10 protein-coding genes are annotated in these 12,569 nt (G+C 56.6%); 2 read left to right on the top strand and 8 right to left on the bottom strand.

The features are described from left to right. Positions 1–13: 13 nt before the first annotated feature. Complete coding sequence (pmbA, locus tag HZU72_RS04440) at positions 14–1,354, bottom strand: metalloprotease PmbA (protein ID WP_180090716.1); 1,341 nt, start codon at positions 1,352–1,354, stop codon at positions 14–16. A gap of 123 nt (positions 1,355–1,477) precedes the next feature. On the opposite strand from pmbA, the gene yjgA reads away from it, so the two are divergent. Then, positions 1,478–2,011, top strand: coding sequence for a ribosome biogenesis factor YjgA (yjgA, locus tag HZU72_RS04435; protein WP_180090715.1), 534 nt, complete (start codon positions 1,478–1,480; stop codon positions 2,009–2,011). Positions 2,012–2,048: 37 nt separating this feature from the next. On the opposite strand, the gene tldD is transcribed toward yjgA, so the two are convergent. The 7 genes from tldD to HZU72_RS04400 all read right to left on the bottom strand — a co-directional run bounded on the left by tldD (position 2,049) and on the right by HZU72_RS04400 (position 11,975). Continuing rightward, positions 2,049–3,500: a metalloprotease TldD gene (tldD, locus tag HZU72_RS04430; protein WP_180090714.1), complete on the bottom strand. Its 1,452-nt coding sequence runs from the start codon at positions 3,498–3,500 to the stop codon at positions 2,049–2,051. Then, positions 3,497–7,348, bottom strand: a complete 3,852-nt coding sequence (locus HZU72_RS04425) for a YhdP family phospholipid transporter (RefSeq protein ID WP_180090713.1) — start codon at positions 7,346–7,348, stop codon at positions 3,497–3,499. The genes tldD and HZU72_RS04425 overlap by 4 nt, the downstream gene beginning before the upstream one ends. Positions 7,349–7,350: 2 nt before the next feature. Further along, positions 7,351–8,814: a ribonuclease G gene (gene rng / locus HZU72_RS04420; protein WP_180090712.1), complete on the bottom strand. Its 1,464-nt coding sequence runs from the start codon at positions 8,812–8,814 to the stop codon at positions 7,351–7,353. A gap of 70 nt (positions 8,815–8,884) precedes the next feature. Further along, positions 8,885–9,466, bottom strand: coding sequence for a Maf family protein (locus HZU72_RS04415; RefSeq protein WP_180090711.1), 582 nt, complete (start codon positions 9,464–9,466; stop codon positions 8,885–8,887). Beyond that, complete coding sequence (gene mreD, locus HZU72_RS04410; protein WP_180090710.1) at positions 9,463–9,951, bottom strand: rod shape-determining protein MreD; 489 nt, start codon at positions 9,949–9,951, stop codon at positions 9,463–9,465. The genes HZU72_RS04415 and mreD overlap by 4 nt, the downstream gene beginning before the upstream one ends. After that, on the bottom strand, positions 9,951–10,913 hold the full coding sequence (gene mreC, locus HZU72_RS04405) for a rod shape-determining protein MreC (RefSeq protein ID WP_180090709.1): 963 nt from the start codon (positions 10,911–10,913) through the stop codon (positions 9,951–9,953). The genes mreD and mreC overlap by 1 nt, the downstream gene beginning before the upstream one ends. Before the next feature lie 24 nt (positions 10,914–10,937). Next, on the bottom strand, positions 10,938–11,975 hold the full coding sequence (locus HZU72_RS04400; protein ID WP_007114671.1) for a rod shape-determining protein: 1,038 nt from the start codon (positions 11,973–11,975) through the stop codon (positions 10,938–10,940). A 230-nt stretch (positions 11,976–12,205) separates the two neighbouring features. On the opposite strand from HZU72_RS04400, the gene gatC reads away from it, so the two are divergent. Continuing rightward, complete coding sequence (gene gatC / locus HZU72_RS04395) at positions 12,206–12,493, top strand: Asp-tRNA(Asn)/Glu-tRNA(Gln) amidotransferase subunit GatC (protein ID WP_022523948.1); 288 nt, start codon at positions 12,206–12,208, stop codon at positions 12,491–12,493. The last annotated feature ends 76 nt before the right edge of the window (positions 12,494–12,569 follow it).

Below are 12,569 nucleotides of genomic sequence, written 5' to 3'. Positions count from 1 at the left end.
CCGCTTGTGCTTGTTAGTCCCCCGCCACGGTCATGGCATCAATCAACCAGCTACCCGTGTGAACACTGCCACGGGTATCGGTGTCATCGCCAATACCTACTAAGCCAGCAAACATCCGCTCCAAGTTTCCGGCAATGGTGAACTCTTCGACAGGGTACTGCACCTTTCCATTTTCGACCCAAAAACCTGCTGCACCGCGGGAATAGTCACCGGTCACACCGTTGACACCTTGGCCCATCAACTCAGTCACCCAAATACCCCGCCCCATCTCTTGCAGCAGGCTTTCGCGTGATTGCAGTGGCGTTGCTAAACGCACGTTACGTGCCCCACCGGCATTGCCCGTGGTTTGCATATCGAGACGACGAGCGCTGTAAGAAGAGAGCATATAGCTGGAAATGCGTCCCTGATCGATAAAGCGATTATTGCGCGTTTGCACGCCCTCGCCATCAAACGGTGAGCTTGCCGTGGCGCCAATCTCCATTGGCCGCTCCTCGAGACTAAACCAGTCGGGAAACAATGGTGTACCGAGCCGGTCACACAAAAACGAGGCCTGCCGGTAAAGCGCACCACCGGCTAACCCACCGAGCAGGTGACCAATCAAGCCACTGGCCAACGACGGGTCAAACAGCACCGGAAAGGTGCCCGTTGGTGGCCGTTTAGCGCCTAGCCTGCGCAGCGTACGCACCGCAGCTTCGCGCCCCACCTCAGCGGGGGCACGCAGCGCCTTAGGATCGCGGGCAGAGGTGTAGTCATAATCACGTTGCATACCGCTCGCGTCTTGGGCAATCAGCATGCAAGAAAGAGAGTGACTACTGCCCTTTTGGGTACCTAAAAAGCCGTGGCTATTGGCGTAAACGCGCACCCCTTCACCACTGGAGAGAGACACGCCATCTGACTGTGAGATGCCGTCAACGTCTCGCCCCGCCTGCTCGCAGGCAAGCGCTAACTCAATCGCTTCATCCGTTGTGAGCGCCCAGGGGTAGTGCACTTTTAGATCGGGCAACTCAGTGGCCATAAGAGAGGCATCGGCCAACCCTGCGGCCGGGTCTTCGCCAGTATAGCGGGCAATCGCCAGCGCTTTCTCTACGGCTGCCTGGATCGAGGCACTGCTGGCATCAGTGGATGAAGCGCTGCCTTTACGTTGGCCCACATATAGCGTGACGGCAATGCCTTGGTCACGGGATAACTCAACCGTTTCAACTTCGCCCAGGCGTACGCTAACGCCTATACCCTGATCGACGCTTGCGCCTACTTCGGCAGCATCTGCGCCCAAGCGCTTCGCCAGCGCTAGCGCCTCTTCAGCGCGCGCGGTCAATAGCGACTGCTGCGTGGATGCATCAAATGCCTGTGCCATATGGCCTCCTATTTCAACCGAATGTCTCTCAACCAAAGTCTTTCAAGAGAGTGTCATCGGCGAATCAATGTTGTACTCGCAGCTGGTATAATGCCGCCACGAATCTTGTCTGTGAGTCACACTATGCGTAAGCAACGTCCCGATACCGTCCCACGTACTAATGAAGTAGAAGAGCAGGAAGAACGCCCTAGCAAGTCGCAACTCAAACGCGAAATGCATGCCTTACAGGCACTTGGGGAAACCTTAATCGCCATGCGACCGACGGAACGCGCCCGTTTCCCCCTCTCTGACGATATGCTACGCGCTATCGAGGAAACCTCGCGTATTCGCTCCCATGAAGGTCGCCGCCGCCATATGCAGTATGTCGGTAAGCTCATCCGCAAAGAGGATCTCACCGCCATTCAAGCCGTTTTCGACTCCATCGATCAGGAGCAGGAGCAGCGCGACCACGCGTTCCACCGACTGGAAAAATGGCGGGAACGCTTAATTGACGAGGGCGATGCGGCAGTTGACCTGTTTATGGCGGAGCACCCCGACGCTGATCGCCAGACACTGCGTCAATTGATTCGCAACGCCCAGCGGGAACGCGAACAGGGCAAACCGCCGACCAGCTCGCGCAAGCTCTTCAAACACCTGCGCGAAACCCTCGCACTTTAAAAACAGCCTCTTTAAGACCGTTTTTCAAGACCGCCTGTCAAGACTGCGTGCCACCGACGGTCAGCTCATCCAATTTCAGGGTGGGCTGTCCCACCCCCACCGGCACGCCCTGCCCCTCTTTACCGCATACGCCAATACCGGTATCCAACGCCATATCATGGCCAATCATGGAAACACGCTGCATCGCTTCAGGCCCGTTACCAATCAAGGTGGCGCCTTTCACCGGCGCCGTCACCTTACCGTCTTCAATCAAGTAGGCTTCGCTGGCAGAGAACACAAATTTGCCAGAGGTGATATCTACCTGCCCGCCCCCAAAGCTCACCGCGTAAATACCGCGCTTAACGCTTTTGATAATATCGCTGGGCTCATCTTGGCCCGCAAGCATGACCGTATTCGTCATGCGCGGCATCGGCAGGTGGGCAAAGGATTCGCGTCGCGCATTGCCTGTGGGGGCCATACCCATTAAGCGGGCATTGAGTTTGTCCTGCATATAGCCAGTCAAAATACCGTCTTCGATAAGCGGCGTGTATTGGCCCGGCGTGCCCTCGTCATCCACGCTCATTGAGCCGCGGCAATCCGATAGTGTCGCGTCATCGACAATCGTCACGCCTTTTGCAGCCACGCGCTCGCCCATCTTGCCAGCAAAGGCGGAACTGCCCTTACGATTGAAGTCTCCTTCCAGACCGTGTCCGACGGCTTCATGAAGCAAAATTCCCGGCCACCCCGACGCCAGCACCACAGGCATTTGCCCCGCAGGCGCATCGACGGCTTCCAGGTTGACCAATGCCTGACGCACCGCCTCTTTGGCATACTGCTCGGCCACTTGGTCATCGCGCAATTTGGCCATGGAGTAACGGCCACCGCCGCCCGCACTGCCGCGTTCACGACGACCATTTTTAACCGCGATAACGCTGACGTTAAAGCGCACCAGCGGGCGAATATCCGCCGCCAAGGTGCCATCGCTTGCCCGCACCAGCACTACTTCGTAGGTACCTGAAAGAGAAGCACTCACTTGACTGATGCTCGGGTCTGCAGCACGAGCGATTTTGTCAGCCTGTTTTAGCATGGCAACTTTGTCTTCCGCGCTTAGCCCGGCCAGGGGGTCAATCCCCGCATAGCGCGACTTGGCGGATACCGGGCGCACCAACTGCCCAGGCAGACGCTGACCACTGCGGACGATGCCTGCCGCCGTGCGGCCGGTGTCCATTAGCGCATCGGCCGTTATTTGATTGGAGTAGGCAAAGCCAGTCTTTTCACCAGCCAGTGAGCGTACGCCGACGCCACCGTCGATATTGTAGCTGGCCTCTTTTACCTCTCCATCTTCCAGTACCCAGCCCTCTTGCCAGGTACGCTGGAAATAGAGATCTGCATAGTCAATGCCCGCGCCCATGGCGTAGCCCAAACCCGTTTCCAGAGCCTCTAAATCGAGCCCTCCAGGGGTCAACAGAATGGCGGCGGCCGTATCTACATCACTTTTATATGCGGTCATTGGGGGCCTTCTAAAGTAACCTGCGGCGAGGTCCAAGGGCCTCGCACGCGATAATGGAGTGTCGTGGCGCGATCTAAGGCGTCGCCAAACAGCTGGTCAGCAAGGAACAGCGCGCCACCCACGATGGGTGCGCCAACGGCAATCGCTGCAATCGGTAAACTTTGCGTCACTGGTAGTGTGACGCCAAGCCGCTGGTCAAGTTCACGCGTCACCAGGTCGACACTGCCGGTAAGCGTTAGGGTGGTGGCCGGGGCATCAATTTGCAATGGCCCGCGCAGCGTCAGCAAACCACCGGTTACATCAGCCGTACCCTTGACACGGTCAAACGCGGTACCCCGACCGGTAACGTCGGAAAAATCCAAGCGTAGACGACGTAAAATATTATCGAAATTGAGCAAGCCAATTAAGCGCGCAGGTGCCGATTCCAGAGTGACAAAGCGGCCATCACGAATGTCGGTACTGATATAGCCATCTGAGCGGCTTAACTCCAACTGCCAGGGCGCCCCCGGCCAGTCAAGTGAAGCAGCCACATCGGTGCTACGGCTGCGCATGGCCACCGGTTGGTCAAGACGCTCAAGGGCGGTGCCAATGTCGCCACCCTGAATCGTAATGTCCGCACGAGTATGACTGGAAACAGCGTCCCCCTCCCAGTATAGCTCGCCTCGCGCAGAGAGCTGGCCAAGGGTTAAGCCAACGGGGGTAAGCGAAAAACGCTCGCCGTCGGTTTTCCAGTAGGCAGTCAAAGGGCCGAAGCGGCGCGGCCCCATAGCAATTTCGGCTAAACGTAATCGTCCATTAGGCACATCGGCTAGCCAATCGGGAATGGCCACAGGCCCCTTGCGCTGGGTGTCGACCGATTCCATCCAGGAGTCTGGCAGCGGAGCATCGCTGTCGTGTTCAACATTGGCTAACGCCAGCAGGCGATCAAGCGCCAATGCTTCAATGGCCACATCTAACGGTTGCGGTGATTGAGCATCGTACTGCAAATGTCCAGTGACCAGATTACCACTTAGCCCCAAATCGATCCGGCCATCGTTCACGCCTCCCGACGCGTTAAGGCTGCCTAAACACTCCCTTTGGTAAACTACACAGGGTGTGGCTAACGAGACCGCCAACGGTATTTGAGTGCCCCCACCCGATGTGCCGGGTGTCCCGTCTGCCATTAGCGGTGAAATCGCCTGCTGCCACGCTAGCGGGTCAACTCGAGGTAGGGCAGCTTCGATACTAACCCCTGGCTGGGAGGGCCAGCCAGGTAGGCGCTCCGCCTGGCTGCCTAAATTTAGCGTCCCGGCAAGCGAGCCGTTAAGCTGTTGCAGTCGTGCAGAAGCGATATCGGCTAGGCGGCTTTCGATACGTTTTGTGTCCATATCGGCGGTTAATGTCCAAGGCCAGACCTGCTGTGGCGATTTTGCAAAGGGCTCGGGAAGGTGGCTGGTGAGGCCGACTAAACGACTCTCCAAGCGTAGGGTGGGCGTTGGCGTCAGAGCGACACTGCCCTGCCACTCTAGCGGTCCTTCTAGCGGCATACGCCCTTGACTACCCAACCCTGTAAGTCCAAAAAGCGCCTTGGTGGCGACACTCCCCTGCAGCTGTATGTTGTTGCGTTGAGTATCAATATCAGCGTTGATAGAGCCTCCAAGCAACTGCCCACTAGCCTCGCCGACGAGACCTGAACTCTCCCCGTCTTGAAGCCAAGCGAGATCCCCCTCAACCGATTGAAGACTTAGATCGAGCGGTTGATACACCACTTCCGGAAAGCTTGGCCGAGCATTGATTTCCAGTTGCAGCGCTTCAGGGTTTGCCAACGGCAACGACAACGCAATGTCGCCGTTAACGCCACCCGTTACGCGCAAATCATTTAGTGGGGAAAGATCAATCTCGGGCATTGCCTGTAAAAATGATATCAGCGCTGGCCCATCCGATGTTAACTGCCCCGAAAGGTTAAGCGTATCATCCTCCATCATTACCTCACCCTCTGAAGCAGTGACGCCATGGCTCTGAGCATTATCAATTTCAGCTTCTAACACTCTGTTTTGCCATTTTAAGCGCCCCTCGACGTCGTCAAGGCGCGGCCAGCCTGGCGCGATCGGCAAATGTCCTTGGGTCACCGCCAGGGCGAGCGTTGCAGTAAAGTCGTTGGCGGTCGCCCCTTCACCCAACGGTTGGCTAAGCTGCAGAGAACCCTTGCTCACGTAACCACCAATATCATTAAGCAGCCATTCGCGAAGCTCGTCATCCATGACACTGAGCGGCAACCACTGGGCCAGCGGACGCTCAACAGCATCCACGTCACTGAAAGTAAGGTCTAAACCAAAATGCCCGCGCTGATTACCCGTCACCAAACCAAAGCCGCCCGCTATCTGGGCGCCGTCCCAGTCGACGCTTAGACGCTTGCCACTCACCATGGTATTGGGGCCGTCGTATACCCACTCCACTTCCCCTTCAGCACGTCGCAGTTGCATGGGAGCGGCAAAAAACTCAGGAAAGTAGAGGGTGCTTTCACCGTTGCTGCTAAACAGCACGCGGCCGCGTAAATCCCGCGCCTGTACCCAGGCATCCAGCGGGCCTCCGCCCGGTGCCTGCTGCCACGGTGAGACCTCCACGCCGGTTAGCGCCGCATCCACTCCCCAGTGGCCATCCTGCTGCCCCACGTGCAACCCCTCGACTTGCCCACGGGGAGCAAGGGTTTGCAATACCCGGGTGACGGATTCAGGGAGCAATACGTAGTCACGCCAAGCAGTCAGCGAGGCAAGCTCAAAGGCGCTGGTGCGCACTTCCCACTGTCCTGGTTGGTGGGTGGCATGCCAGTGGCGTGGCAACGCTGGCCCAACGTTACCTCCAGGGGGCTGGGCCCACTCAACGCTCTCCGCGTCGCCGCTTAGCCACGCCTCACCACCTTCGCCGTCGCGCTGCCACAGGCCATTAGCCTTAATATCTCTTAACACCGCGTACTGAACCTGGTGGCGAAGCGTCAACTGTGGAACGTCGACGGCAACACGAGCTTCCTCAAGGCGCCCGGCGGTCCAACGCCCCCATAGCCGCGCACTGCCCCCGGCTTGCTCTAAATAGGCGGCATGATCAGGCCGAAACATATCCGCCAGAACCACTAACTGATCAAGCTGAATATCCAACTGCAGTGCTGCCGAAAAATCGCTAAAACCTCGTCGGCCGGGCTGCATTTCGACCTTCATTTCCGCCGCAGGAAGGTCTATATCGCGAGCCTGCTCTAACGATGGGGCAATATTGATGGCGCCCTCTAACCTTGTGCGCCGCTCATCACCGGTCAGCAGCAGTGTCTGAGCATGCAGCAGCACGGTGTCGTCTTTGCCGTGCAGTACAACCCGCGTGTCATCCACCCACAGGCGTTGGCGTAGAATCAAGCCCGCCCAGCTATCAATTGTGGCCAGATCCACATCGGGTTCTGCCGCCATCAATAGCGGTAACTCCGCAGGCTCAGGCCACTGTAAAGACCTCCCCGAACCTTGATAGAGGTGAAACTGTGTACCACTGATACGCGCATCACTAAAAATCGGTGCCAGATTGGCAAACGACGCCCAGGTATCTAAGCGCAGCCCCGCATGCTCAAGGGAAAAGAGTGCTTGGCCATCGGGGGTTTCCGCGTTCACCCCGTCAAGCCGTAGCAGTAGATCGCTACGCGCTAGCGATAGCGATAAGCGCTCGATGGTCACCGGCACGCCAATGCGCGCCTCGAGTAACGCTTCAATGTGGGGGGTAAGGGCATCGGATTGGCTGATCGCTACACGCAGCAGCAACAGCAGCACAGCCGCGCTGCCCAAAAGCCAGGCCGCTATCAGCAAACTCCAACGCACCAGCGAACGAGTCAGCATAGTTACATCAGCACAATATCGTACTGCTCTTGGGAGTAGTGTTGCTCAACCTGAAAACGGATCGTTTTATTGATAAACGTCTCCAGGTCAGCCACTGCCGCTGACTCTTCATCTAGTAAGCGGTCAACAACGGGCTGCGATGCAAGCACCATATAAGTTTCAGCACTGTAGGCACGCTCTTCGCGCAGAATCTCACGGAAAATTTCGTAGCAGACAGTCTCAGGCGTTTTAAGTGTGCCGCGCCCACTGCAGGTGGGGCATGCTTCACACATCGTTTGCTCCAGGCTCTCCCGGGTGCGCTTGCGGGTAAGCTGAACCAAGCCAAGCTCGGTGACACCGGTACACTTGGTTTTAGCGTGGTCGCGCTCTAAGGCTTTTTCCAATACTCGCAACACTTGCCGCTGATGCTCAACATCGTTCATATCGATAAAGTCGATAATGATGATACCGCCCAGGTTGCGCAAACGAAGTTGGCGGGCAATCGCCGTGGCCGCCTCAAGGTTGGTTTTGAAAATGGTCTCTTCAAGGTTGCGGTGACCCACATAGCCGCCGGTATTAACATCAATGGTGGTCATTGCCTCGGTAGGGTCAATCACCAGATAGCCACCGGATTTCAGCTGCACCTTGCGCCCCAAGGCTTTCTGGATCTCATCCTCGACACTGTAGAGATCGAAGATGGGCCGCTCGCCAGGGTAGTACTCAATCCGCTCAACGGCATCGGGCATAAACTCTTCGGCAAACTCGACCAGCTTGACGAAGTTTTCCCGCGAATCGATACGCACTTTTTCAATATCGTCGCGCATTACGTCGCGTAGAGTGCGCATAAAGAGCGGCAAATCATCATAAATTACGCTTTGTGGCGTCGCGATGACTTTACGCTCGCTCACCTTACGCCACAGCCGCAGCAGAAAGTGCATATCGCCTTTTAGCTCTTCGTCACCTACGCCTTCCGCGGCAGTTCGGACAATAAAGCCACCCGTCACTTCCAGCGTCTGCTCCGCCACGCTGCTATCCAGCAGGGCTTTTAAACGCTCGCGTTCACGCTCATCCTCGATGCGTTGCGAAACGCCGTGATGCGGCGAATCGGGCATATACACCAAATAGCGGGAAGGGATCGAGAGGTGAGTGGTTAAACGCGCACCTTTACTTCCAATAGGGTCTTTGGTGGCCTGCACCACCAACGCCTGGCCTTCATGAAGCAACTGGCCGATGGTCTGCTGCTCATCGAGCGGTGTGCCGGGTGGCATCACTTCGTGGGCATGAATAAATGCCGCCCGCTCTAAGCCAATATCAACAAAGGCAGCCTGCATACCAGGCAACACACGCACTACTTTGCCTTTGTAGATATTGCCCACGATACCACGCCGACGGGAACGCTCGATCAGTGCCTCTTGCAAAACGCCATTTTCAACCAGCGCGACGCGGGTTTCCATTGGCGTTAAATTGATGAGAACTTCACCGCTCATGCAAAATTCCTTGTTGGTTGACGTATTCCTTGCCAGCGATACAGGCGGCGCTGCCCTCTATTCTAGAGAATTAAACGCGCTGCCAGATAGGAACTCCCTGTCGGCATAGCAAGTGCGTCGTCTCATACAGCGGTAGCCCTACCACTGCTGAGTGACTGCCTTGAATCTGTTTTACAAATATGGCGGCTAATCCCTGTATTGCGTAGCCACCAGCCTTATCAGCAGGTTCACCCGTGCGCCAATAGGCAACGACTTCATCAGCGCTTATCTCACGCATTGTTACCTGAGTAGTCACGCAGGAGGAGAGCATACCTTCTGGCCCACTTACCGCCACAGCGGTAAGCACCTCGTGGCACCGCCCCGAAAGCAGCCGCAGCATCTCGGCGCCCTCCTCAGCATTCGCTGGTTTACCTAGGATACGCCCATCAACCACCACAGCGGTATCTGAACCTAGGATAGGCAAGTGGGTAAAAGGGGCTGCTGCCTCGGCTTTGGCAACTGCTAAGCGCTGCACATACGCTTGAGCCGACTCACTCACCAGCGGAGTCTCATCAATATCACAAGGGTGAACCGTGACCGGCACACCAATGGATGCCAGCAAAGCTCGACGGCGTGGAGAGGCAGACGCTAAACACAAAACAGGCGCAGTCATGAAGCGGCCAACCGACGTTCTAAAGCTTGAAACATCGTCGCTAGCCATGGCCATAGCAACGCGCTGATCAGCGCGGGAATCAAAAAGGCTAAATGAATCGAAAAATCACCCACGATAGTGCGTAGCCATTGAGCGACTAGCTGCATCAAGCCCAACAGCACCAGCACCAACGCTGATTGCTGTACCAGTGAATAAGCACGGAAGCGGGCATAGACCAGCGCACACAGGAAGGCCAGCAGTGCATAAATAAGCGCATGCTGGCCCAGCACGGTGCCTTCAATTAAATCCATCAAAATCCCCAGCACAAAGCCATGAAAAACGCCAACTCTGTCGGGTGTGCGCATACACCAGTAGATCAGCATCAGCCCTAACCACTCGGGGCGATATACCTGCCAGCCATCGGCCAGCGGCATCACCTGCAAGCAAAGAGCCAAGACCAAACTAAACCAAATAATCACTAGCGGAACAATCGGTGCACGTGGCATCAGGGCACCTCTTGAGATGATGCGTTTGAGTCGCGCAACGCATTGTTGGGGCTTGTTGATAGCTGGAGCGAAGAGCGCAAGGCCTCTGCGGAGATATCCAGCGACTCATCCCAGGCATGCTCTTCTACCTCCTCTCGCGGAGGCGGAAAAAGTAGCAAAAAATGACGTGAGCGCTGCAGTTGGGCCATCGGTTCGGCCGTCACGCGAGCAAAAGGCTGCCCCGGATCGTGAAACACCTCGGTGACTCGCGCCACGGGGTAACCCGGAGGAAAACGTCCAGCCAAGCCCGATGTGGTCAGTAAATCACCTTCACGGATATCCGCCGTATCAGGTACGTGCATCACATTAACGCTGCTGTAACGCCCCGCCCCTTGAACGATAAAGCGTAAGCCATTGCGGTTTAACTGAACCGGCAACGCATGACTGGCATCAGCTAACAGCAGTACCCGACTTGAGTAGGCAGAGACCGCGGTAATTTGCCCCACCAAGCCCGAGGCATCAATCACCGGCTGCCCCACGTATGTGCCATTGCGATGGCCGCGATTAATCACCATTTGATGACTAAAGGGGTCGTTGTCAAGCGACAGCAGCTCGGCGGTGATATAAGGAATATCACGCCGCTTAGCGGCTTTTAGCAAGTCGCGTAGCTCGCTGTTTTCCGCAGTCAAATTCGCCATTCGCTGACCACGATGGGAAAGGGTGAGAATCTGCTCACGCAGGCGACGGTTTTCATCCACCAACGCCTGCTGATCGGAGAGCGCAAGCGATCCCCAGTTCAACAGGTCGCTAGGCACACTGACGACCCATTGAATAGGAGCAACGACCATCGACATTTGCGCGCGCACTTTCTCCATACGCGTGAAATGCTGGTCGACAAACATCAATGCACTGGCGGCCAAGACGCAAAAAAACAGCCGGTAGCCCGGCAGTGGCCCGTGCGAAAACAGCGGTTTAATAGGCAATCCCCCCGCAATTAACCGCTGCGATTAGTCGCTCGACAGCAACTCAAAGGTGTGCTGATCAATCATCTCCAGCGCCTTACCACCGCCGCGAGCAACGCAGGTCAACGGGTCTTCGGCAACAATTACCGGCAACCCTGTCTCTTCAGCGATCAGCTTGTCCAGGTCGCGCAACAGCGCCCCGCCGCCCGTTAGCACCAAGCCTCGCTCAGCGATGTCGGATGCCAACTCAGGCGGTGACTGCTCAAGGGCGCTCTTAATCGCGGCCACGATAGAACCCAGGGTTTCTTGCAATGCTTCCAGGGTTTCGTGGGAATTAAGCGTGAAGCTGCGTGGGATGCCTTCGGCCAGATTACGACCGCGCACGTCGATTTCGCGCAGTTCGCCACCGGGGTAGGCGCAACCAATCTCTTCCTTGATGCGCTCGGCTGTCGCTTCGCCTATCAGGCTGCCGTAGTGACGACGCACATAGGCGGTAATGGCTTCATCAAAGCGGTCGCCGCCCACCCGAATCGATTCGGAGTAGACCACGCCGTTGAGTGAAATAATCGCGATTTCAGTGGTACCACCACCGATATCCACCACCATCGACCCCTGCGCTTCATCAACCGGAAGGCCAGCGCCAATTGCCGCTGCCATGGGTTCTTCGATCAAGAACACCTCGCGGGCACCGGCCCCTTCGGCAGACTCACGAATCGCCCGACGCTCTACTTGTGTTGACATGCAAGGAACGCATACCAGAACGCGTGGGCTGGGGGTTAGGAAGGTGCTTTGGTGAACTTTACGGATAAAGTGCTGAAGCATCTGCTCGGTGACGGTGAAGTCGGCAATAACGCCATCTTTCATCGGCCGAATCGCGGTAATATTGCCGGGCGTACGCCCCAGCATTCGCTTGGCATCGGTACCAACTGCCGCGACGCTGCGCATATTGCCAGACTGACGGATAGCAACCACGGAAGGCTCATCGAGCACGATACCGCGACCGCGAACATAAATCAGTGTGTTGGCCGTACCCAAATCGATCGATAGATCGCTGGAAAACAGCCCCCTCAAACGTTTAAACATGGATGTTGTTACCTAGTGCAGACCGGGAACCCTGTGCGGATGCAAACGGTATCACCGCAACCCCCTGGCAGCAAGCACGAGTCGCGCTTAACACTGCCCGTTAAGGCCAAGATGTGGTACCTTTTGCGGCTATTTTCCACGTCTGCAACACAAGACGTTTGTTTTGATATCGGTATGTATACCGCTTAAAGCCGATTATGTTCCATCACGTTTATGAGGAAATATCGATCATGGCGCTTGAAGAATCTCATGTGCGCCGGGCCGCTCACTTGGCCCGACTCGCTGTCAGCGATGACCAAGCCAGCGGCTTTGTAGACGACCTAAGCCGGATTCTGGACATGGTCGACCAGCTACAAAGCCTCGATACTGAAGGCGTTACGCCGCTCGCCCATCCGCTAGATGCGACCCAGCGACTGCGCGCCGATGAAGTGACAGAAACCAACCAGCGCGACACGTTTCAGCGCTGTGCTCCGGCAGTGGAAAATGGCCTATATCTCGTGCCCCGCGTCGTTGAATAAGTACGCTGAGTAACGACGAACGAATATTTAATCAAGCCACCACTATTGCCTCTTTTTTTCTCCCCTGAACGGAGCT

The sequence above is a fragment of the Vreelandella sedimenti genome (assembly GCF_013416325.1).
GTDB lineage: Bacteria > Pseudomonadota > Gammaproteobacteria > Pseudomonadales > Halomonadaceae > Vreelandella > Vreelandella sedimenti.
Note: the sequence above shows the minus strand (reverse complement) of the source record. Positions and strands in the feature narration are given on the sequence as shown.